The 24,920-nt window shown below is 37.3% G+C and carries 17 protein-coding genes; 12 read left to right on the top strand and 5 right to left on the bottom strand.

Annotated elements, in window-relative coordinates; translation table 11 throughout:
- Window positions 1–130: 130 nt before the first annotated feature.
- From OPF91_RS04130 to OPF91_RS04110, 5 genes are all read left to right on the top strand, one after another.
- Window positions 131–3,190, top strand: coding sequence for an ATP-binding protein (locus OPF91_RS04130; RefSeq protein ID WP_264987418.1), 3,060 nt, complete (start codon window positions 131–133; stop codon window positions 3,188–3,190).
- Complete coding sequence (locus OPF91_RS04125) at window positions 3,187–4,311, top strand: response regulator (RefSeq protein ID WP_264987417.1); 1,125 nt, start codon at window positions 3,187–3,189, stop codon at window positions 4,309–4,311. Before OPF91_RS04130 ends, OPF91_RS04125 begins: the two co-directional genes overlap by 4 nt.
- Window positions 4,312–4,559: 248 nt before the next feature.
- The gene (gene yneA, locus OPF91_RS04120; protein WP_264987416.1) at window positions 4,560–4,859 is read left to right on the top strand and encodes a cell division suppressor protein YneA; all 300 of its coding nucleotides are present in this window, start codon (window positions 4,560–4,562) and stop codon (window positions 4,857–4,859) included.
- Between the two features lie 153 nt (window positions 4,860–5,012).
- Complete coding sequence (locus OPF91_RS04115; RefSeq protein ID WP_264987415.1) at window positions 5,013–7,484, top strand: S-layer homology domain-containing protein; 2,472 nt, start codon at window positions 5,013–5,015, stop codon at window positions 7,482–7,484.
- 437 nt (window positions 7,485–7,921) lie between these two features.
- Window positions 7,922–9,976 carry a catalase gene (locus tag OPF91_RS04110; RefSeq protein ID WP_264987414.1) on the top strand — a complete coding sequence of 685 codons (2,055 nt, stop codon included), beginning with the start codon at window positions 7,922–7,924 and terminating at the stop codon, window positions 9,974–9,976.
- A 131-nt stretch (window positions 9,977–10,107) separates the two neighbouring features.
- Here OPF91_RS04110 and OPF91_RS04105 read toward each other — a convergent pair whose 3' ends face one another.
- Window positions 10,108–10,257, bottom strand: coding sequence for a hypothetical protein (locus OPF91_RS04105; RefSeq protein ID WP_264987413.1), 150 nt, complete (start codon window positions 10,255–10,257; stop codon window positions 10,108–10,110).
- Window positions 10,258–10,406: 149 nt separating this feature from the next.
- Between OPF91_RS04105 and OPF91_RS04100 the strand changes: the two genes are divergently transcribed.
- Complete coding sequence (locus tag OPF91_RS04100) at window positions 10,407–11,795, top strand: aldehyde dehydrogenase (protein ID WP_264987412.1); 1,389 nt, start codon at window positions 10,407–10,409, stop codon at window positions 11,793–11,795.
- Window positions 11,796–11,843: 48 nt separating this feature from the next.
- Here OPF91_RS04100 and OPF91_RS04095 read toward each other — a convergent pair whose 3' ends face one another.
- Complete coding sequence (locus tag OPF91_RS04095; RefSeq protein WP_264987411.1) at window positions 11,844–13,163, bottom strand: methyl-accepting chemotaxis protein; 1,320 nt, start codon at window positions 13,161–13,163, stop codon at window positions 11,844–11,846.
- 322 nt (window positions 13,164–13,485) lie between these two features.
- Between OPF91_RS04095 and OPF91_RS04090 the strand changes: the two genes are divergently transcribed.
- Entirely contained in the window at window positions 13,486–14,952 is a 1,467-nt protein-coding gene (locus OPF91_RS04090) for a UDP-N-acetylmuramoyl-L-alanyl-D-glutamate--2,6-diaminopimelate ligase (protein ID WP_264987410.1), read from the top strand.
- 108 nt (window positions 14,953–15,060) lie between these two features.
- Here the strand turns inward: OPF91_RS04090 and OPF91_RS04085 are convergent, their stop codons facing one another.
- From OPF91_RS04085 to OPF91_RS04075, 3 genes are all read right to left on the bottom strand, one after another.
- Window positions 15,061–16,113, bottom strand: coding sequence for a sensor histidine kinase (locus tag OPF91_RS04085; protein ID WP_264987409.1), 1,053 nt, complete (start codon window positions 16,111–16,113; stop codon window positions 15,061–15,063).
- A complete protein-coding gene (locus OPF91_RS04080) occupies window positions 16,110–16,787 on the bottom strand; it encodes a response regulator transcription factor (protein ID WP_264987408.1) in 678 nt (225 codons plus the stop codon). The genes OPF91_RS04085 and OPF91_RS04080 overlap by 4 nt, the downstream gene beginning before the upstream one ends.
- Window positions 16,788–16,856: 69 nt before the next feature.
- Window positions 16,857–18,611: an ABC transporter ATP-binding protein gene (locus tag OPF91_RS04075; protein ID WP_264987407.1), complete on the bottom strand. Its 1,755-nt coding sequence runs from the start codon at window positions 18,609–18,611 to the stop codon at window positions 16,857–16,859.
- A gap of 255 nt (window positions 18,612–18,866) precedes the next feature.
- Between OPF91_RS04075 and OPF91_RS04070 the strand changes: the two genes are divergently transcribed.
- The 5 genes from OPF91_RS04070 to OPF91_RS04050 all read left to right on the top strand — a co-directional run bounded on the left by OPF91_RS04070 (window position 18,867) and on the right by OPF91_RS04050 (window position 24,881).
- The gene (locus tag OPF91_RS04070; RefSeq protein WP_264987406.1) at window positions 18,867–19,655 is read left to right on the top strand and encodes an ankyrin repeat domain-containing protein; all 789 of its coding nucleotides are present in this window, start codon (window positions 18,867–18,869) and stop codon (window positions 19,653–19,655) included.
- A gap of 157 nt (window positions 19,656–19,812) precedes the next feature.
- Window positions 19,813–20,448: a TetR/AcrR family transcriptional regulator gene (locus OPF91_RS04065; protein WP_264987405.1), complete on the top strand. Its 636-nt coding sequence runs from the start codon at window positions 19,813–19,815 to the stop codon at window positions 20,446–20,448.
- Window positions 20,449–20,545: 97 nt separating this feature from the next.
- A complete protein-coding gene (locus OPF91_RS04060) occupies window positions 20,546–21,784 on the top strand; it encodes an MFS transporter (RefSeq protein ID WP_264987404.1) in 1,239 nt (412 codons plus the stop codon).
- Window positions 21,781–24,123 carry an ABC transporter permease gene (locus tag OPF91_RS04055; protein WP_264987403.1) on the top strand — a complete coding sequence of 781 codons (2,343 nt, stop codon included), beginning with the start codon at window positions 21,781–21,783 and terminating at the stop codon, window positions 24,121–24,123. The genes OPF91_RS04060 and OPF91_RS04055 overlap by 4 nt, the downstream gene beginning before the upstream one ends.
- Window positions 24,123–24,881 (top strand): ABC transporter ATP-binding protein, encoded by a 759-nt coding sequence (locus OPF91_RS04050; protein ID WP_264987402.1) that lies wholly within the window; start codon window positions 24,123–24,125, stop codon window positions 24,879–24,881. Before OPF91_RS04055 ends, OPF91_RS04050 begins: the two co-directional genes overlap by 1 nt.
- Window positions 24,882–24,920 lie beyond the last annotated feature (39 nt).

Genomic DNA, 24,920 nt, shown 5'->3' with positions numbered 1-24,920 from the left:
TTTATTGACCAAGTATCTTTATTTAGTAAGTATGATGAACAGCAAAAATTTCGGTTAGAATATATGATTCAAAAAGTATATAATTTTTGCTGAAAGAGCTATATAGCATTTATTAAAGGAGAATGACATAGTGAGCAAACGGTATTCTATGGCTGTGATGATTTTAGTTTATATAATTTTACTTTTTGTACCTAGAGCTTATGCTCAAATACCATTGAGTCAAGCTGGCGTAATGGATCTTTCCACATGGAATTTCCAGCAAGATGGCAAGATAAAATTAGATGGCGAGTGGACATTTTATCCACATCAATTATTGACGCCGACACAAATAACGAATACATCATCTTTGGAGAGCGTGTCTCTTCAGGTACCTAGTCGATGGATAGGAGCAGGGATAGCGAAACCAATGCAAGATCAAGGAATAGGTACATACCATTTGACAGTGAAAATAGATGCTACGGAACAACAACGATATGGTTTGAAATTAGTGAATGTGCGAGCTGCTAGTAAAGTTTTTGTCAATGGAAAGGAAGTAGGGAGTGTTGGGCAGCCAGCCTCTAGTATAGAGCAGGGCTATAAAAGTCAAGTGGCGCCATTAACTACCTTTTTCACAGCGGAAGCAGCTACTATTGATGTTGTCGTGCAAGTAGCCAATTTGGATTATTACAATGGTGGTATCATTCAAAGTATTTTTTTAGGAAGTGAAAAGGATATACTAGCAACACATATGCGAGCAACTATTTTGGATGTTATTAGTATTTCGGGTCTATTACTTTCGAGTATTTATTATATAAGTATTTACATAAAAAGAAGGAAAGATAAACGCTTCTTATATTTCGCTAGTAGCTGTGTGAGCTATGCCTTTATTATGGCAACAGGAAATGAAAAAGTATTCTATCATTTTCTACCGAATATGCCGTTTTTATATGTTATCAAGCTAAAGATTGTAGCTGTATGTTTGAGTATTATTTTTATTAGCTTATTTATTCGAGAATTGGAAAGTGCGTTTATTCCACGTATATATAGTCGAGGTATTGTTTTGGTAATGTTGGGGAACATCGCATTAGTTACTTGTATCCCCTCTTCTTATTTATTTATTGTGGAAAAATGTATAGCGCCTTCATATATATTAAGTTATTTATGTATGGCGTTACTTATACGAAATAGTATTAAACATCGTACATACACGATATTAAATAGGCAGTCAGCTTTCTTTATATTGATAAGTATTGTTCTTGTATTGATGGTATTCTTGAGTGATTTTTTGTATTTTTATTCGATTATTAAGACAGATATCATGTCTATCATTGTCTTATTTTATTTTTTAATAGGCACAACGATATTTTTAATTGGACAGTATATAAAAGCGTATAATGATTTGGAGAAAATGAGCAATGAATTGATTGAGACAGATAAACTAAAAGATGAATTTTTAATCCGTACATCACATGAATTCAAAACGCCACTACATGGCATTGTCGATATCGCACGAGTTGCCATACAGCAAGGTACAGAAAAACAGCAAGAGAATCTATCCTATATCATCACACTTGCGTCAAGGCTTTCTACTCTAGTGAATGATATTATTGATTTTCAAAATATTCGTCATAACCGTCTGCGGATACAGTGTCAGCTATTTGATGTGAATGGTACTGTACAAGCTATTATAGATATGTTTCAGCATATGAAGAAAAATGATGCTGTACAACTGATTAATCGCATTCCAAGTGGTATGTATTATATGTATACAGATGAAAATCGTTGTAAGCAAATTTTAGTCAATTTAGTAAGCAACGCATTAAATCATACAGTGCAAGGGTATATCGAGATACGTGCAACAAGCCAAGGAAATTTAATAGCGATTCACGTCATAGATACAGGCAGTGGCATAAGTGAAAAAATGCAATCACAGCTTTTTGAAAATGAAGAGCTATCTGCAAATATCGATTCTGCTATGACTGCCCGAACAATAGGTATGGGATTAGCCATTTCTAAACAGCTAGCAATACATATGGAAGGCAGTTTAGATTTAGAGGATTCTACAGTAGGTATTGGCTCCCATTTCGTTATGGCATTACCAAAAGCTAGTGCAGAGCAAGTACAAGCCTATAAACGAGAAAAAGCACTAACATTGCCTAGAACAGAGGAAGTAAAGCTTGTAGACCATATGGTAGGAAAAAGAATAAAAATTTTGTTAGTAGATGACGAGCCTTTAACGAATAAGCTATTACAAGAAATTTTCCCAAGTGACGAATATGAAACATTGATTGCCTATGATGGTCAACAAGCATTGCACATTCTTAGTAAGACAAAAGATGTAGCGATTGTATTACTAGATGTAATGATGCCGAATATGTCTGGCTATGAAGTATGTCAGCAAATCCGTCAGCGTTACCCATTATACGAGCTACCAATATTACTTTTAACGATTCGGAACACGACTGAAGATATTGCTAAAGGGCTTGAAGTAGGGGCAAATGATTTTTTAGCTAAACCACTTGATATGAGAGAACTAAAGGCACGCGTCACCACTTTATTGAAAATGAAGGAAGCGATGCAAGAGGCCATTCAGATGGAAACAGTCTTTCTACAATCACAAATTCAACCGCATTTTTTATATAACGCCTTAAGCATTATTATGTCTTTATGCTACAGCAATCCAGAGCGAGCAGGACAATTATTGGGCGAACTTAGCAATTATTTACGGAAAAGCTTTGATATGAACCCTAAACAATCGTTGATTAGCTTAAAAACAGAGCTTTCACATGTGCAATCGTATGTTGTGCTAGAGAAGGCGCGCTTTGGTAGTCGCTTAGAGGTGGAATTTGAAATAGCGGAGGAAGCATTGCTAGTGCAAATTCCTGCGCTCATTATTCAGCCACTTGTAGAAAATGCAATTCGTCATGGTTTATTAAAAAGACGTGCTGGCGGAACAGTAGTAATAACAGCCTATAGAGTGAGTGATGTTTTACAAATAACCATACATGATAATGGTATAGGAATGTCAGCGGAAAAAGTGAACACTTTATTAGAAAGTACTGCATTACAAGGGCATATTGGATTAAAGAATGTACACAAGCGTTTAATAATTGAATATGGACAAGGATTGACCATCAATAGCTTAGAAGGTGTAGGAACAACAGTTCATATCACTATACCATTCAGTAAAAAAATGGAGGAAACAGAATGATACGAGCAATCGTTGTAGATGATGAAGCATTAACAAGTGAGCATATAGCAAGACTTTTAACCAAACAATCTGTGGAAGTGCTTGGCTGCTATGATAATGCTTTTGATGTATTAGAAGCTTTACATAATCAGCAGCCAGACGTTCTGTTTCTCGACATTGAGATGCCTGAAATAACAGGTATGGAGTTAGCAGAAAAATTACGTATAAATGGCTACACGGGAGAAATTGTTTTTATTACAGCCTACAATCAATATGCGCTGCAGGCATTTGACGTTGATGCCACAGATTATTTATTGAAGCCTGTCATGGAAGATGCTATAGTACGTGCCATTCAACGTGTAAGTAAGCATCATATAGCTGCTACAAGAGATGTACAGCAAGTAAAAATATCACTTTTTGGCAAGGTGTCTGTCTATGTAAATGATGAATTTCAACCGATACGCTGGAAAACGATGAAATGTGTGGAGTTATTTGTCTATATGCTTTTGCAGGCAGAGAATAATGATGTATCGAAGTGGAAGATAATAGACGCCATTTGGCCGAATAACACAAAAGAAAGTGCAGATACCAATTTTAGAAGCACTATTAGTCGATTAAATAAAACATTGAGAGAATATCAGACAAATCTTTCTGTTATATCAACAGGCAGTGGTTACCGATTACAGCGAAATGATGTAGAACTACAAATCGATGCAAGACAATTGGAAGCATTAGCTGTAGAGTCTTCTCAATTAACGGTTATGAATATACAAAATTTTGAGCAGGTTATACAAAATTACCGAGGAATGTTACTTGATGAATTGGATAGTGAATGGTGTGTCAATTTACGTTTGAAATTCCATCTTTATTTTGTGAAACTCACGAATGAATGTATCGCTTATTTCGAACGAGAACAAGTCAATCCACTAAAAGTTTTACAAATGACCGAGCGTTGGAAACAATTCGACCTTTATGATGACAGGTTAAGAAAAATTGAGTTGAACATGTATTATCAACTAGATGGTATACAAGGGGTACAAAAATATTATGTAGACTACGTTCGTTTGTTACAACAAGATTTAGGGGTAGAGCCAACTACCGCATTGCAAGCACATTATAAGAAATTACTTGAACAACCCTAAAGTTGAACTAATTGGATGTTTATAGGTTGTTTGATTCCCACTGAAACATTTTACCTTTTCCTTATATTTTGGAGAGAGGCTATTACAAACTGTTAATACAGGGGAAATGGAAAAGATTTAGAAAGATGAACCGTCTTTCTAGGTCTTTTTGTTTGCTCAAAATTCGACTTTTGTCACAGATTTGCAACAGGTATTGTGTATAATCATGTCGTATATATAAGAATAGACCTATTTTTAGGGGGATGAATATGAAAAAAATGAAGAAATATCCGCATATTGCAATATTACTAGTAACTTGTTTGTTATTTGTAATTTATCTTTTGGCGACAGATCCAGGTGATGTTCTATACAAGAAAGTACGAGTTGAACATGGGGATAGCTTATGGTCATTAGCAGCACAATATCGAGGGAATATGAGTGCAAATGATTGGATTCAATTGGTGAAAGCAGAAAATGAATTAGCAGATACACGAATTATTGCAGGGAAATCATTAGTTGTACCTGTGGTGGGTGAGGCTGTTACTACACTGGATGTTGCACAGAAGTGACAATAATGGCTAGATGGAGGGACATTGAAAAGAGTGTGTCTCCATTTCTTATTGCCAAATGGACTTATGTCACAAAATTGCAACAGGGGATTTTGTATAATGATGTCGTTCGGATGACGAATAAGACAAAATGAAAAAAGAAGGAGTGTTTTTATGAAAAAATGGAGTCTGATGCTACTAACAGTGATAGTGATTTGGCTACAATTAATGATGAGCCCTACACAGGCGACAGCGATAGAGCCACCATGTATACCGAATCCTATTCCAGGAGGTGCATGTATACCTATACAGGATCCATGTATAATAAATCCAATTGGATGTATCCCGCTGATAATACCATCAAATCCACTTTCTGTTGTGACGTATGAGCCAGCAGATGATAGTACGGATATTGCTACTGTAACACTAACATTTAATGAGAACGTCAGAGGAGTATCTGGAAAGAAAATTAAACTTTATAATGCCGATGACGATGCTTGGATTTCATCAAATGAAGCAACGGGTGGCGGCGTTTCAATAAATGGTAATAAAGTAAAGATTCATTTTTCTATAAAATATAATCGTTCTTATTATATTATGATAGATGCAGGTGCTTTCCAAAATTTAGCAGGAACTAGTGTCTATGGAGGAATTTCAGATAAAACGACATGGAATTTTACAACAAAACCAATTGTCAAATCCTATTTTCCAGCAAATAATGCTACAGATGTTGCCATTGATACGAATTTAGCCTTAACATTCAATGGGATTATTGGCAACACAGATTCAGATAGTGATGTATATGAAATTCGTAAAGTTTCAGATGATAGTGTAGTAGAAGAATTTTCTTCAAGCTCATCCAATGTAACGGTTACAAACGATACCGTTACAATTGATTTAAAAGAAAATTTGGCGTATGACACAGCTTACTATATCCAATCAAAAGATATAGGGAGCGGAGGTTTTCGGATTGATCAGCCTAATACCTCTATTTGGGACTGGTACGAGGGTATTAAAAATAATACCACATGGCGATTCACAACACAGTCAAACCCTTCAAAAACTGTGATGTTTGATAGTCAAGGAGGAACAGCAGTGGAGGGACAAACGGTTGCCAATGGAGCAGGAGTTACAGTTCCATCACCACCAACAAGAGCTGGTTACACATTTGTAGGTTGGTATAAAGAGGCCACACTCCAAACACTATGGAATTTTGCAACAGATAAAGTGACTGACAATCTAACGCTGTATGCAAAATGGAATGCTATATCATTACCAGATGTAACGCCACCAACTATAATAGATTCGACACCATCATCAGATTTGCCTAGTCCTGTTCCATCGAACCGAATTACAGTCAATGTAGTCGATGCGAGTAATCCAAATGCAGTGCTAGTACAAACGGTCATTACACGTGAAAATAATGGTGGGGTAGTAAAAGATACAGTGAACTTTACACCAGAGAATGCAAGAGAATCCATTGAAAAATTAGTGAATCAAGCGACGAAACAATCACGGATGGTTATTCCAGATGAGCAGCAACAAGTAAGTGAAACAACAGTAGGCATTGCAAGAGAAGCGGCACGATTACTAGCAGAAGGTCAAACAGGCTTAGGTATTGATATGGAAGCAGTCAAATTCGATATCCCTGCAACATCTTTAGCCAATTTTGATCATGATTTTTATTTCCGTGTTGTACCTGTGAAAGCACAGACAACAAAGCAACAATTAGAAGAGCGTGCCAAAGCAGAGACAAGCGTACAGCAGTTCACAAATAATGCAACGATTACACTGTTAGGACAACCAATGACGATTGAAACGAATATGCAGAATCGTCCTGTAACGCTGACACTACCATTACCGCAAAATGTGACACAGGAGCAGCTAGCTAATTTAGCGGTCTATATTGAGCATAGTGATGGTACGAAAGAAGTTGTACGTGGCAAAGTGGTAGATTTCAAAGCAGGTGTACGAGGTGTTACGTTTGAGGTAACCAAGTTCTCGACATTCTCAATTCTGTATGCACCAGTGAAAAAGGAGCAAGTGAAAGAGGAAGTAAAAGTGGAAGAAGAAGTGACACCTGCGTCGAAACCATATATTAAGGGCTATGCAGATGGCACATTCCGCCCAGAAGCATCGGTCACACGAGCACAAATGGCGAGCATGATGGCGCGTTATGTAACAGATAACGAAATTCCGGAGGCAACAGCAACATTTACAGATACAGCAACACATGATGCCAAAGATGCGATTGAATTTGTGAAGGAAACAGGTTTATTCAAAGGAACAACAGAGACAACCTTCAATCCAAATGGCTCCATTACACGAGCACAAATGGCGACGGTTGTAGCGCGTTGGTTAGAGGAAAACGGTGAGACAACGGCATCACAAGGAAAAGTATTTAAGGATGTCAGCAACAATTACTGGGCAGCCGAAGCCATTGCAGTAGTAAGTGCACAAGGGATTATGACAGGTACAAGCACAACAACGTTCAATCCAGAGGGCTATTTAACAAGAGCGCAGGCAGTAAAAGTATTAAATCGTTTATTCGAGCGCCAAGTGACAGCAACAGAACAAGCGCCATTATTCACAGATGTGCCAAGCAACCACTGGGCATTTGATGAAATTCAAGCGGCAGCACAATAATGATTCGAAAGACTGACTTTGTACTATTGAAGTCAGTCTTTCCTTTAGGTGTATAATGCATTCGTAGGTAATCGACAGGAAATTGTAGCTATTCGACAAAATTACGTAGACAATCGACCAATGTTTTCTGTGCGAAAGCGTGAGTGAAACATAGCGACAGCAACAAATGTTTTCTGTGCGAAAGCGTGAGTGAAACGTAGCGACAGCAACAAATGTTTTCTGTGCGAAAGCGTGAGTGAAACGTAGCGACAGCAACAAATGTTTTCTGTGCGAAAGCGTGAGTGAAACGTAGCGACAGCAACAAAACTTTGTAGGTATTCGACAAAAATTCGTAGAAAAATTGTTAACTAATTCGTCATTTTGCTAAAAGACAGTATAAGACATATTTCTACTTCCTTCACATAGTATGTATGAGTAGTAGATAGAAAGGGGATTGTGTGGATCAATCGAAATCAAATGAAAATGCGAAGGATCAACAATTAGAGCCATTTCGTGTGGATAACGATGGTACAAAGATGACCACGAATCAAGGCTTAAAAGTGTCCAATGATGAGGATTCCTTAAAGGCTGGTGTACGTGGACCGACACTTATGGAGGACTTTCATTTTCGGGAAAAGATGACGCATTTCGATCATGAGCGTATTCCAGAGCGTGTTGTCCATGCACGGGGCTTTGCGGCATTTGGTGAATTCGAATTATATGAATCGATGCAAGAATATACGAAGGCAAAATTTTTGCAGAACCCACATAAAAAAACACCTGTTTTTGTACGTTTTTCTACAGTGGTTGGTAGTTTAGGCTCAATGGATACAGCTCGTGATGTGCGAGGCTTTGCAACAAAATTTTATACAGAAGAAGGTAATTATGATTTAGTTGGTAATAATATTCCTGTCTTTTTTATTCAAGATGCCATGAAATTTCCTGACTTGATTCATGCAGTAAAGCCAGAGCCTCATAATGATATGCCACAAGCTGCTTCTGCACATGATACATTTTGGGATTTTGTAGCAAACAATCAGGAAATTGCACATATGGTGATGTGGGTTATGTCAGATCGGGCTATACCAAGAAGCTTTCGTATGATGGAAGGCTTTGGTGTGCATACATTCCGCTTGATTAATGACAAAGGTAAGTCAAGGTTTGTGAAATTTCATTGGAAGCCTGTGTTAGGAGTACATTCACTTGTTTGGGATGAAGCACAGATTATTGGTGGTAAAGATATCGATTTTCATCGACGTGACTTGTGGGAAGCGATTGAAATTGGTGATTATCCCGAATTTGAATTAGGTGTACAAATACTGGAGGCGGAGGATGAATTTAAGTTTGACTTTGATATTTTAGATGCTACAAAGCTGTGGCCTGAGGAACTTGTGCCTGTAAGGAAGATTGGTAAAATGACACTCAATCGTAATGTGGACAATGTTTTTGCCGAAACCGAGCAAGTTGCCTTTCATCCAGGCAATGTTGTCCCAGGTATTGATTTTACCAATGATCCATTGCTACAAGGACGTTTATTTTCTTATTTAGATACACAGCTATTGCGTTTAGGAGGCCCTAACTTCGCTGAACTTCCGATTAATCGACCTGTTTGCCCCATTCATAATAATCAGCGCAATGGCTTTCATCGACAAACGATTAATTTAGGTAAAGTAAGCTATCATAAAAATTCCTTAGCGAATAATACACCTGCTACCTCAACTGCTAAAGAAGGGGGCTATGTACATTACGAGGAAAAGGTGGAGGGACGTGTAACAAGAGCACGTAGTAAATCATTTGATGACCATTTTTCACAGGCAAGATTGTTTTGGAATAGTATGTCTTCACCTGAAAAGCGCCATATTATTAATGCCTTTAGTTTTGAGTTAGGCAAAGTGAAAAGTCAATCTGTGCGCCAACAGGTTGTAAATATGTTTGTTCATGTGGATAAGGAAATGGCTACAATGATTGCAGATAATGTAGCGGTTCAGCGTCCAACAGGCGAGCAATCCAAAGTAACAGCTTCTTCGCCTGCCTTAAGTCAAGCACATACAATAAGTGTTCCACAAACATTAAAGGTTGGTGTGTTAATCGGAGATGGTTTTGATGCCAATGAGGTTGGGGAGGTGCTGAAATATTTAACGAGGCAAGGCGTACGTTATAATATTATCTCTGATCGCTTAGGTAGCGTGACAAGTAGCAGTGGTGTTCAGTTGACAGCTACTGACATGTTTATGACCACAGATTCTGTGCTGTTTGATTCGCTTTATGTGGTAGGAGGAAAGGCGACAAATCAGCAAAAATTTAATGCCAATATGGTAATTTATATTAACGAAGCGTATCGACATTATAAGCCGATTGGTGTAGCGACAACAGGTCTTGCCTTTATGAATATGTCGAATGCAGAAGCGGGGCCAGGCATTGTTGTGGCAACAGGAAATACACAATTTGCTAAAAAATATGTGGAAGCAATTGCTAAGCAGCGTTTTTGGCAACGAAATATTTATCCTGTATAAACAGGCTGTAAAACCTGATTGGTGAAATTACCAATCAGTGGGTGATGAGGAAAACCCTCACCGATTGAAGGTTCACTTTACGAATAGGGATTGGCGCATACTAGTTCATGTGGCTAGTATGCGCTTATTTTTTACATTTCTAGTTCATCTTCTTGCTCTACTGTTGTGTTAGACAAGTATAAAAATGTCTCATCTTGCAAGCGCCATAATTTTTCTTCACAAATTCCATATGCTAATGGTCCTGAAAAAATAGATTCCCACCAAGTTTCTGTTGTTGTCATGCTAAGATGCCCCCAATCAAATTTTTTATGTAATTCTTTGTAAAAAAGAGGATTTTTCACTGTCTATGTTGTATCGTATATAGACATAGATAGTTTGTGACAAAATAACAAAACTATGTACGTTTATTTAAAAAAGGAGTGCTGAAAAGATGAATTTTACAATACATGATGTAGAAAATATGATTATGGAACAACGTCAATTTTATTTTTCGCGTATCACGAAAAGCGCAAAGTTTCGTAAAGAACAGTTGCTAAAGCTCAAGAAAAATATTTTAAAATATGAAGAAGACATTTTGAATGCGCTTTATTTAGATTTACGTAAAAGTGAATTTGAGGCGTATGCCACTGAAATCGGCATTGTTTTAGATAGTATTTCCTATATGGTCAAACATGTAGAAGAATGGATGGAGCCACAAGCTGTTAAGACACCGATTCAATATCAAATGGGTAAAAGTTTTATTGTACGAGAGCCATATGGTGTAACACTAATCATTGGTCCGTTTAATTACCCATTCCAGCTTGTTATGGAGCCTTTAATTGGGGCAATTGTAGGTGGCAATACGGCGATTGTCAAACCATCTGAAACTTCTGTTCATACATCAGCAATCGTGAAAAAAATCATTGAAGAAACATTTCATCCAACCTATATCCGAGTAGTAGAGGGCGAAAAGGACGAGGTGACACTTCTCATTCATGCTTCCTTTGATTATATATTTTTCACAGGCAGTGTAGCTGTTGGTAAAATCGTAGCAAAGGCAGCAGCAGAGAGGTTGACACCAATTGCACTAGAGCTCGGTGGGAAAAGCCCTGCGATTATTGATCAAACAGCCAATTTAGAAGTGGCAGCTAAGAGAATTGCATGGGGGAAATTTACGAATACAGGACAAACCTGTGTAGCGCCTGATTATATCCTTGTCCATAAAGAAGTGTATGAAGAATTTATGAAATTATTGAAAGCAACCATTCGTTCTTTTTATGGAAAAAATGCGTTAAAGAGTGGTGACTATGGGCGAATTGTGAATTTAAAGCAATTTGATCGTTTACAACAAATTATTTTAGCAGAACGTGATGCGATTACATTTGGTGGTCGTACAGATCGTGATGAATTGTATATTGAGCCAACGATTGTGGAATATGTAGATTGGTCAAGCCCATCTATGCAGGATGAGTTATTTGGACCGATTTTACCTGTGATGATGTATAGTGATTTACCATTCGCTATCCATCAAATTCGTCAGTTGCCAAAACCGCTAGCTGCTTACTTTTTCTCGGAGCATGAAAAAGCCATTCAATATTTCTTAGAGGAATTACCGTTTGGTGGTGGCTGTATTAATGATACGGTGACACATGTTGGCAATTTACATTTACCATTTGGTGGTGTCGGACCATCAGGTGTAAAAGCGTATCATGGGAAGGCTAGCTTTGAAAATTTCACACATCCTAAATCCATCATGAAAAAATCATCAAAGCTCGAGACAAATGTGCTATTCCCACCATTCAAGCAAAAAGTAAAAATTATTCGTAGCATTATGAAATAATATGTAGAAAAGAGGTTGCATTTGATTATGCAGCCTCTTTTCGTTAGCTTATGAAGTAATTTTAAATTGACTAATGTCTTCATTGAGATCATTTGCCATTGAGTCTAACACACTTGCAGAAGAAGCAATTTCTTCGTTAGTTGCGGTTTGTTGTTCCACAGACGTTGCGATATTTTGTAGACGAATAGCATTTTGACTGGCAATATTGGCAATTTCCATACTTGTTTGTTGTGTATTGCTTACTTTGTTATTTGCTTTAGACATAATATCCATTACTGTATCAGTATTATGATTAATTCGATGTACATATTCTACAATATCGTTGAAGGCTGTCCCTGTTTTTTCTACAGCTTCTTTTCCTTCGTCAACAAACTTTGTCCCACCATTGATGGAATGAATGGCATTTTCTGTTTGATTTAAAATATCATCAATTAATTTGCGAATATCATCTGCGGCTTTTCCTGATTCTTCTGCTAGCTTGCGCACTTCCTCTGCTACAACGGCAAAGCCTTTCCCAGCCTCACCAGCTCTAGCTGCTTCAATCGAGGCATTTAAGGCAAGTAAGTTCGTTTGATCTGTAATATTTGTAATTAGTGCTAAAATCGAACTAATTTCTTTCGATTTTTCGCCTAAAGCATTTACAACACTAGCAGATTCTTTAACAGAGCTATTAATTGTATTCATTTTTTCAATCGTTTGTCCAATGAATTGTAGTCCTAAGTCTGCTTTTTGGTTTGTTTCCATGGCTACTGTAGACACCGCTTTAATAGAATTTGTCACAACGATTAATTCGTCTGTCAATGACTGTGCAGATTCAGATAAAACACCTGTTTTAGAAGCCTGTACATTGGAGTCATTCACCATTTCTTGAATAGTGCTTGATATATTTTCGACAGAAGCACTACTCTGCTCAGTACTTAATGTAAATTCGGTTGTGTAGGAGGAGATTTCCAATGATGCTTCCTTTGTTTTTTGAACAACCGTTTCTAAATTACTAATCATATGATTAAACGACTGTGCTAGTTGACCAATCTCATCCTTTGATTTTTCTTCAATGCGCACAGTTAAATCACCATTTGCCGCTAATGACATTGCTTTAAGCATTTTATAAATACGTTTTAAGACAATGAATCTTGTACTGATAGAGATAATTAATGTCCCAACAAATAGGGAAATCAGCGTATTAATAAACACTGCTAAACTACCACTTATTTCAATGATATGGCTAACCTGTTTATTGATAAACTCAGAAATGTAAGAACTAATAAATAAACTGATTATAACGGTTAAAACCATTTTAAAAATTAAGCTCTTTGTTAATTTGATGGTGTACTGAATGTCCTGTTCAGTATTTTCCTTGTAGTTCATTCGTCGTCCTCATTTCCCTGTATGTTAATTCTATTTTAAAATAAAGTACCATGATGTTTCAACTAAACGTTACCATGGTCACTTAATATTTATGATTTTTAAGTATAAAGACCTTATTTAATAGAGTCGTAGCAAGGCAGATTTGTCACAATTTAATGGCTAGTCTGTATTTTAGCGAAAAATGTCGTAGAAGGGATTTTATTTATCGAATCAGAAGTAGTAAAATAAGTTCAATAGCAGTAGAGGGGCATAATACGATTTGTTTTTTACATAAAAATGAATAATCGTATTTGGTGTAAAGCTGAAATGGAGGATTTTGAAAATGTATGCAGAGGAATTGTTAAGTGCATTGCCTTTGAAAAAAATAATTGGTGTACTGCCAAATCAAATTAGTGATATTGTTATTGATTCACGCGGTGTACAGCCGAATAGCTTATTTGTCTGTATTAAAGGGTATACAGTGGATGGGCATGATTATGCGCAAAAAGCAGTAGATGCAGGAGCAACCGTTGTAGTAACAGAGCGTGAGCTACCATTAAATACAGCCGTGGCACAAGTAATTGTGAAAGATACAGACCGAGCAATTGGCTTGCTAGCAGCTAAATTTTTCGATTACCCATCACAGGATTTAACGATGATTGGTGTGACAGGAACAAATGGGAAAACATCTGTCACAGGGATTATTCAAAATATATTACAAGGTATGGGGGAGAAATCCGCTTTATCAGGTACAATTGGCTTTAATTTGAATGGCATTTTATATGAATCAGCCAATACAACAAGTGATGCTTTATCAACACAGCAAATGATTTTTCGAGCAAAAATGGAAGGATGTCGTCTCATGACGATGGAAGTATCGTCACACGGTTTAGCACTTGGTCGTTTAGCTGGTGTTGATTATGATATAGCTGTTTTTACGAATTTAACACATGATCATCTTGATTTTCATGGCACGATGGAGGAGTATGGACAAGCGAAAGGGTTATTATTTTCACAGCTAGGTCAAGATTTAGAGAAAAATAAAATGGTCGTGCTAAATGCCGATGATGCTTGGTCAGAGCGTTATGCAGCAATGACGCCATTCCCTGTATGGACATATGGCTTGCATGATGAACGAGCTGATTTTCGTGCCATTAATTGTGCCTACCATGATTATATGACTTCCTTTGATTTGGTGACGCCAGAGGGCATTTACCCAGTCAAAATGAATTTACTTGGAGAATTCAATATTTATAATATTTTAGCAGCAATGCTTGTATTTTATGGTCGTGGCTATGCAATAGAGGCGATTATTGAGCAAGTGGAGCAACTACCACCTGTAAAGGGACGTATGGAGAAAGTCTGCTCTGATTTACCAGTGCAATTATTTATTGATTATGCTCATACACCTGATGCGATTGAAAAAGCTATTGCGGCAGCGGAGCCTTATAAAAAAGGGAAGCTGATTTTCTTAATCGGTACAGGTGGCAATCGAGATAAATCGAAACGCCCCGCCATGGCAGAGAAAGCATCTGCGGCAGATTATGTTATTTTAACAACAGATGATCCACGTTATGAGGCATATGATAGCATCACTGGAGATTTAGCTAAAGGTATGTTACATGACCAATATGCGTGTATTGGTGACCGAGCAGAGGCAGTACGCCATGCCATTGAGGTAGCGGAGCCAGGCGATATGATTATTTTTGCAGGAAAAGGGCATGAGGATTATCAAATTATTGAAAATACAAAATATCCTCATAGTGATGCAGATATTGCGATTGAAGCAGGACAATTGAAATTTGTTTAATGATTTACGACCAAAAGCTCCCTTTATGCTGTAAGGGAGCTTTTGGTTATATTATGGAAACAATGTGTGATGACATCCGTTTTGATCCTGTAAAAACTAAGGTTCACTTTATATCTTGATTGGCAGTGTAATGGTAAAGGCTGTGTAGTTATTTGGGCTACTGCTAACAATAATTGTGCCGTGGTGCATCGTAATAATCTTATGAACAATAGCTAATCCTAAACCGCTGCCACCATTTTTAGCCGTCCTCGAAGTATCAGCTTTATAAAAACGCTCAAAAATATGTGCTTGTTGCTCATCTGTTAAGCCAATACCTGTATCATGAATAATGATGGTAATATGTTCGGCTTGCTGTGCCATCGATAAAGTAATCGTGCCATGAGTAGGCGTAAATTTAATGCTATTACTTAATAAATTCATCCACACTTGATTCATTAAATCTTCATCTGCGAAAACAGTAAGATTTGTTAATTGTAAGTCCATTTCTAGAGCTTTGGCAAACCAGTTTGGCTCTAATGCTAATACAACATTGCGCAATTGATGATCTAATCGATAATTTTTCGGCTCAAATGGATGATGCTCTGATTCTAAGGAAGTTAGCTTCAATAAATTATCGCTGATTTTCGATAATCGATAGCTTTCCATTTCAATAATTTCAAGATAATGCTGGCGTTTTTCCTCGGGTAAATTCATATTTTGTAGTGCCTTTGCAAAGCCGTTAATAGCTGTTAATGGAGATTGAATTTCATGAGAGACATTCGAGATAAATTCCTGTCGCATTCTTTCCATTTCTCCTAATTCTACAGCCATATGATTAATGCCATGAATTAATTGCCCAAACTGATCACGTTCATCTGTTTGGAGGTCTAATTGCACAGTAAAATCTCCTTTAGCGATACGGCTTAAAGCATCCACAATTGTATTCCAATAAAGTCGCTGCTTCTTTGAACCAATAAAAAAAGTCGTTGCAGCTGTGCAGGAAAAAAGTAGAAATACTCCAAGCACAGTCCAAAGCTGTCGCCAATAGCCTTGAGGATAAATGTGGAAGTAATCTAATAGCCATTCGGTAAGGTGAAAAGATAGAAAAGCGAAAAATGTATTCGCTACTAAAAATAAAAGAAAGGCCATACATAATCGCATGACAACGCTTCGTTTTCTCATACGTCGACTTCCAAGCGATAGCCTAAGCCACGAATCGTTGTAATATGAAAGCCACTTTCCTCTGCTGGGAAGCGCTCACGCAACCGTTTAATATGCACATCAATTGTACGCTCGTCCCCTTCATAATCATAGCCCCAAATATCCTCAATTAATTGCTCACGCGTAAATGTTTTACCAGCATAGCTTGCTAATGTAAATAAAAGCTCAAATTCCTTCAAACGTAATGTAAGGAGCTGACCATGAAAAATGACTTCATGTGTATGACGATTGAGCTGAACTTGTCCTACTTCCACTAGCTGTGACTGTGCAATATGATATCTTTTCAATAATGATTTCACACGGACGACTAATTCTGCTGGCTCAAAGGGCTTTACTAAATAATCATCCGTACCTAAATGAAAACCTTTCACCTTTTGAGATGTTTCCCCCTTAGCGGTTAGCATGAGAATAGGGAGATTATCATAAAAGGAACGAATCTCTTCACATAAAGTCCAACCGTCCATTCGTGGCATCATAATGTCTAAAATGACCATATCGACCTTATCTGTAGCCAATTTATCTAGTGCATCCACGCCATCTATCGCTTCTATTGTGTCTAAACCTTCATTTTGTAAAAAAATTTTTACTAATTCTCGAATATGTGCATCATCATCTACAATTAAAACCTTGGCCATGACGATTCATCCTTTCTTCTAAAAAGAGATAATGCAGAGAATTTAACAACGCCCCGCATAAGCCTTTATTTATACTTCTTTAATTCGTAGCTGCTGTTTCGCAAATTCACGGTACATCTCATGCGTTTCAAAAAGCGTTTCATGTGTGCCACAGCCTGTAATATGACCCTTTTCTACAAAAAGAATTTGGTCTGCATCAACAACGGTAGAGAGGCGGTGTGCAATGACAAGTGTTGTACGACCTTGCATTAAATTATCTAATGCTTTTTGCACGTAAATTTCTGATTTACTATCAAGGCTGGATGTTGCTTCATCTAACATTAACATTTGTGGATTACGCAATAAAGCGCGTGCAATGGAAATGCGTTGACGTTGCCCACCAGACAATTTGATACCTCGTTCACCTACTGTTGTATCAAATTTATCTGGCAGTTCGTTGATAAATTGATCAGCATAAGCCATTTTAGCAACCATTTCAAGCTCCTCATCTGATACTGTTCGTTCAATACCATAGCATATATTTTCTCGAATTGTTCCCGATAATAGGGCGCTTTCCTGTGCTACATAGCCGATTTGACTTCGCCAAGAGTGCAGAGAGAAGGTGTCAATTGGTGTATCACCTAGTGTAATACTACCGTTAGTTGGTTGATAAAAACGTTCTAATAAAGAGAATGTCGTTGTTTTCCCACCACCACTTGGTCCAACAATCGCTGTGACTTTCCCAGGTTCAATTGTGAAATTAATATCAGATAAAATGGGCTCTTCATCATAAGCAAAATCGACATTTTTCACATAAATCGGTTGGTCAATTTTTTCCAGTGTTATCCCTTCATCAATATGTTCTACCTCATATTCAAGTAATGTGCTAATACGCTCTGTAGCACCCATCGCTTTTTGAAGCTGTGTAAAGAACATAGTTAACTGTGTCATTGGCATAATGATTTGGATTAAATATAAAATAAACGCTACCATATCGCCAGCTGTAAGCTCTCCTGACGATACACGTACCCCACCATAGCCAATAATGGCAACGAGCACAGACATTAATACAAACGAAACCAGTGGGGAAATAAGTGCATGGATTTTTGCTTCTTTTAAACCAAATGTAAAAAGATTGTTAATACCTTTTTTGCCACGCTCATATTCAATTGCTTCTGCATTAGAAGCCTTTACTAAACGTGTTTCAGGTAATACTTGATTGAGGATAGAAGTGAATTTGGCTGTTTCATCCTGCATTCCCTTTGAAATAACAAACATTTTTCTACCAAGCAGCATTAAAATGACCATTGCTAATGGGACAGCAATGAGCATCACTAAAGTCATTTTCCAATCTAAAACTAACAAAATAATAATAGAGCCAATAATGGAAATAACACCTGATAAACAGTTAGCAAGATGCTCGGTAATCAGTTCTTTCACAACCGCTGTATCATTTGTTACACGGCTTAATGTTTCGCCCGTATCATTTTCATCATAATAAGGGATTGGCAGGTGTAGTAGCTTTCGCCATAGCTGGTCACGTAATTTAGCTACAACTTGATGACCTACACGATTCAAGTAGTAAATGGATAACCCACTAGCAATAGCTTGGGCGATAAAGGCAACTCCTAAGGCGATAATTTGCCAATAATCAAGTGATTCTAGTGAAAAGCCATCCACTAGTTTTTTTGTAAATAATGGTACGATAAAGCCTACGCCTGTTGTTGTTAAGCTCATCACTAAGGCAATAACTAATAACCAAATAGGTGGTTCTGCTTGTTTAATTAATTGAACAAAGCGTCGCCAATCTTTTAGGTTTGCTGGTTGTTTGGTTGATGTTGACATTATTAATGTTCCCCCTGCAATCGTATTTTCTATGCTTATGACTATAGCATGCCTTTATGAACTGAATGTGAAATCGTATTTTAAAATTACACAGCTAACGATTTGGCGTCAATAAAAGTAATAAATGTTAGTATGTAAAATTTTAAGATGAATTTAATATTTTTTAAGCTTCTCTTTAGCTGGCGTTTATATATTTTCGTTAGGCTAGATGTAGCTAAAGATGAAGGCCATTAAGGTTAAGTGGAGGGAATTTCAATGTATAAAACATTACTAAGCTTGTTGAGTATAGGAATGCTGTTGACAGCGTGCTCCAATACAGGCATTGAAGATATAAGCCATACAGTGGATGAACAAACAAAACAAATTGAAGCTATAGAGGAAGTCAATCAAGAGCATATACAGGATAACTACACAGAAGTGATAACAGATGTGAAAAAGGAAGAACTAATTCAAACGACGGAAATTTTAGACGCAGTAGCAGCTAATAATATAGAAAAAGTAAAACAGCTTGTTCAGCAGACCATTAATATAGATATTCAGAATGATAAAGGTGAAACAGCCTTATTAATAGCTACGCATTTAAATTATGTTGAGCTAGCTAAACTGCTGATTGAACATGGAGCAAATGTCAATATACAAGACAAAAAGCAAGATAGCCCATTTCTCTACGCAAGTGCTGAAGGTAGGACAGAAATTTTAAAATTTATGCTGGCATATGATATCGATACGGCTATTTTAAATCGTTTTGGTGGGACAGGCTTAATTCCAGCTGCTGAGAAGGGGCATTTAGAAAATGTCCAATTGCTATTAGCGGATGGTAGAACGGCAATCGATCATATGAATAACTCTGGTTGGACAGCTCTTTTAGAAGCGATTGTATTAAGTGATGGCGATCAAGTACAGCAAGCAATTGTAAAGGAACTATTAGTATATGGAGCGGATCCAAATAAAGCGGATGCGAGAGGGGTAACACCATTGCAGCATGCTAAAAAGAAAGGCTATATAAATATTGTGCGATTGTTAGAAGCAGCGGGTGCAAAATGATATATCTTCAGTAGTATTGGTTTTGAAAGTTAGATTGTATTAAATCATAGGGATTTCGAATGAAAGAAATAATTTTCAGAAAAGTGGTTTCTTTTTTGATAAAAATAGCATATACTTTACTAAACCGACAGTCGGTCTGAAAGAAGGGTTGTTTGCTATGAGAACTGTAAAAGAGCATGAAGAGCGCAGAAATGAAATTTTAGATACAGCAGAGAGGCTTTTTTTGACAAAGGGATATACCAAAGCTACGATCAATGATATTTTACAGGAAATCGGTATAGCAAAAGGGACATTTTATCATTATTTTAAGTCAAAAGAAGAAGTGATGGATGCTATTATTATGCGCATTGTGCAACAGGATGTGGCAATAGCACAAAATATTGCTGCCAATCCTGATATCCCTGCAATTGAAAAGATACAGCAAATATTAATGGCACAAGCACCGAAAGCGGGTGAGCGCAAGGAGCAATGGATTGAGCAATTTCATCAGCCTAATAATGCGGAAATGCATCAAAAAGGGCTTGTTCAAGCAATTATCCACCTCACACCCATTTTGACTGAAGTGATACAGCAGGGGATTGAGGAAGGAATTTTTGAAACAGCCTATCCTCAGGAAACGGTGGAGTTTTTAATTGCCTCCTCACAAATTATTTTTGATGAAGGCTTGTTTCAATGGCAGCCGCAGGAAACACTACAAAAAGCACAAGCATTTATTAGCATGATGGAGAAGGTTTTAGGGGCTAAAAAGGATAGCTTTGCTTATCTGCTTCAACTATTAGTAAAAGGGCAATAAAAGTAGGATGGATTGTAGAGGTATAGAGCAAATATCTCTACTTCTATTTTCATCATTTAATGACCGACGGTCGGTCTGTTTGGAGGGGTGTAGAAAATTGGCGAATAAAAACTTTGTTATTATGGTGATTGGTCAAATTATTTCTGTTTTAGGAGCAGCTCTTCTACGCTTTGCCTTATCACTGTATGTATTAGATGAGACAGGACGGGCAGATCTGTTTGCATTGCTACTCGCTATATCAAGTGTGCCTGTTTTGCTTGCGCCATTTGGTGGAGCATTAGCAGATCGTTTTAATCGGCGCAATTTAATGGTTGTGTTTGATTTTCTGAGCAGTATCGTCGTTTTTACTTTTTATACGGCATTGCTAATAAATCATAGCTCAATTTTTTTAATTACTATTGTGATGATCTTGCTTGCTATTTTAAGCACGTTGTATGCGCCGACTGTATTAGCTAGTATTCCATTACTTGTAGAAGAAAAGAAACTGGAGCAGGCAAATGGTATTGTCAATGGCATCCAAGCATTATCCAATACAGCAGCTCCAATATTAGGAGGGATAGTATATGGGATACTTGGCTTGAAAATACTTGTATTAGTAAGTGGGATTTTCTTTTTACTGTCAGCTGTACTGGAGCTATTTCTGTATATACCATTTGTACAGCGTCAACAGAGCAGGCATATGCTACCAACACTTATTAATGATATGAAGGAAGGCTTTCACTATGTGGTAAAGCAATCTTTTATTTTACAATGTATGGTGTTTGCCGCATTATTGAATTTATTTTTAACACCATTATTTATTGTAGGTATACCGATTGTTCTACGCATGACGATGCAAAGCAGTGAAACATTGTATGGCGTTGGGATGGGGCTGATTGATTTTGCTACTATTTTAGGTGCTTTATCAATGGGCATCTTTGCGAAAAAACTTGCTATTCATAAATTATATTATTGGCTACTAGTAGCAGCTATATGTACGATTCCAATGGGGCTATCGTTACAGCCATTGATGCTAGAGAGCGGCTTTTATTCCTCCTATGTTCTATTAGTGGTAAGTGCCTTATGTATTGCCATTATTTTGACGATCCTTTCTATCTATGTCATGACACTTGTGCAAAAAGAGACACCGAATATATATCTAGGAAAAGTGATGGCAATTATTATGATGGTTTCACAATGTGTAGCACCAATAGGGCAGATTTTATATGGTCTATTATTTGCAAAATTTAATGATACAGTATCTATTCCTATTTTAATCATTGGTCTGTTGCTTGTTCTACTTGCCATTGCCATGAAGAAAATATGGAGATATGCAGAGGGAGGGCTTGTAAAATGATTGGGCATATGTTGAAAAGAGATGTTCTTCGCAATAAGACCATTACCTTTACTTTATTGACATTTATAACATTGTCCTCATTATTAATGGCTAGTGCCATGAGCATGGTGGTGGATGTATGGGCATCTGTAGACCGTTTGTTTCAGCAAGCGAAAGTACCACATTTTGTCCAGATGCATGCAGGTTCTATTGATCAGCAACGACTTGACGATTTTACGAAAAAGCAGCCACTTATTCAGGCACAACAAACGGTGGAGATGCTTAACATTGATCAAACAACTTTATTTTTGAAAAATCGGCAACAAATTGACCACAATAGTGTGATGGACGTGAGTTTTGTTAAACAAAATCAGTCTTTCGATTTCTTATTAAATTTGCACAATGAAAAGGTAGAAATGGCTTCGGGAGAAATTGGTGTACCACTTTATTATATGAAGAAATATGATTTGCATATTGGCGATCAAATTTGGCTGGCAACTGATGAGTTTGAAATGGCGTTTACCATCTCAACCTTTATACGTGATGCACAAATGAACCCTTCTCTCGTTAGCTCAAAGCGTTTTGTAGTCAATGACATGGACTGGCAAATGATTAAAGCTCATATGGGGCAAAGTGAATATTTGTTGGAATTTTTATTGAAGGATACAGCGCAACTACATGAGTTTGAACAAATGTATCAATCTATGGATTTACCACAGCAGGGTCCAACGATTACTTATACGCTATATAAGGTGTTAAATGCGGCTACAGAAGGGCTGATAGCTTTTGTTATTATGTTAATCAGCGCTTTATTGATATTTATTGCCTTGCTATGTATACGCTTTATAATGATGGCAGCATTAGAGGAAGATGCACGAGAAATAGCTGTAATGAAGGCAATAGGTATTCCTCGTAAACAGATTCAAAAGCTTTATTTAACCAAATATATAGCCCTTGCATTTACAGCGAGTACAGCTGGGTATGTTTTGGCTTTATTCATCAGTCCATTATTGACCAAAAATATAGCACTATATATGGGGGTGGGGAAACAGTCTGTATGGCACTATATCATCCCATGTGCTGGCGTATTTGTTATTGCCTTGTTGATTATTGGTTATTGTCAGCTTATTTTACGAAAATATCAGCATATTTCTACTGTAGAGGCTTTGCGTACAGGCCATTTAACAGAAAAATCTTCAAGCAAAAAGGGACTATTGCTGCATCGTAGTAAAAAAGTAAATATACATGTGTTTTTGGGGATAAAGGATATTTGGGCAAGATTGAATATGTATAGTGTTATCGGGATTGTTTATATGATGTGTTTATTTATGATGATTGTACCAGTCAATTTCCTGTATACGATACAATCACCAAGCTTTATTACTTATATGGGAGCAGGGCATAGTCAAATTCGTATTGATTTACAGCAAACAGTGGATATTGAACAGCGCTTTCTGCACATGCAAGAAACGTTAAGGACTGATCCTGATATTGTCAAATATGCATCCTTTATAACAAGTGGCTATAAGGTTGAGCTTCAGGATGGTAAATATGACAGCATTCATGTAGAGACGGGTGACTTTTCAATTTTTCCACTCAGCTATTTGAAAGGAAAAGCGCCCAAGCAATTAGGAGATATAGCGCTGTCGGTTTTAAAGGCAAAGGAATTAGAAAAAGATATTGGTGATGATATAGTACTTTTGATTAATCACCAAAAGCATCGATTGACTATTTCGGGCATTTATCAAGATATGACAAATGGTGGTAAAACAGCAAAGGCTTATCTTGATGTTCCACCAACTAATATTCTTTGGTACACGGTGAATGTGGATATGAAACAGAGTATCATACTTGATGATAAATTAGAGGCATATAGGGATGCATTCTATCCAGCGAAAGTGACTGATGTAGCACATTATCTTGCTCAAACCTTTGGTACAACCATTGCACAGTTACAGCTCGTGACTAAATTTGCAATAGTGCTCGCACTTGCTATCGCCAGCTTAATGACCATGATGTTTATGAAAATGCTGTTAGCTAAAGAGGCTACACAAATTGCTATTATGCGCAGTCTAGGATTTACTGTGCAGATACTACGCCTACAATATACAATTCGTATTGTCTGTGTTGTGCTATTAGCCATTGTTAGTGGGATGATACTTGCTCAAACAATAGGGCAAGTGCTGCTTCGTCAATTAGGTGCTATTATGGGCGCACCTAATATAGCGTTACTAACCCATCCATATATGTCTTACTTGATTTGTCCATTGTTATTACTAAGCATTGTGCTAATAGCTGTATGGTTAAGTAGTAAAGGACTTAAGCAACAAAAAATGTTGATGAAGTTAGGGGGAGAATGATGACAACAATTGTGAGTGCACAGCATGTCAATAAAGTGTATAAAATGGGGGAAACACAGCAACATGTGTTGAAAAATATCGAGCTAGCCATTAAAGAGGGCGAGTTTATCGCCATTATGGGACCATCTGGCTCTGGAAAATCTACATTGCTTTATGCCGTTAGTGGGATGGATCAAATAACCTCTGGCCGTGTACTGTTTCAAGATAAAGAGTTAACGGCTTTAACAGAGGAGCAGTTAGCAGCATTACGGTTACAAACAATGGGCTTTATTTTTCAGCAAAGTCATTTGTTAAAAAACTTAACGATTTTCGATAATATTATTTTAGCAGCCTATTTAGCCAAAATAGAAAATAGACAGACAGTTAATCGAAGAGCACTGGAGTTAATGAAGGGGATGGGGATAGAGGAACTAGCTAATCACATGATTACACAAGTATCGGGTGGTCAGCTACAAAGGGCAGCCATTTGTAGAGCATTGATGAATAATCCCCGTATGCTTTTTGCTGACGAACCTACAGGTGCACTGAATACAAATGCAGCCATAGAGGTGATGGATATTTTAGCAGACATCCATCAATCGGGTACGACGATTATGCTTGTTACCCATGATATAAAAGTAGCTGCTAAAACAGAGCGGGTACTTTTTATGGTGGATGGGCAAATTGTAGCGGAGCACACTTTAGGGACGTATAAGAAGGAGCAGTTAAAAGCAAGGGAAGAAAGACTTGTCGGTTGGCTGTCGCAGCTTGGATTTTAACATAGATAGGTAAAGACAAAAATGTGAATTATGCCATTT

Origin of the sequence: Lysinibacillus piscis (assembly GCF_026012395.1) — a bacterium.
Lineage (GTDB): Bacteria > Bacillota > Bacilli > Bacillales_A > Planococcaceae > Lysinibacillus > Lysinibacillus piscis.
This window is presented reverse-complemented; position numbering and strand designations above follow the sequence as displayed.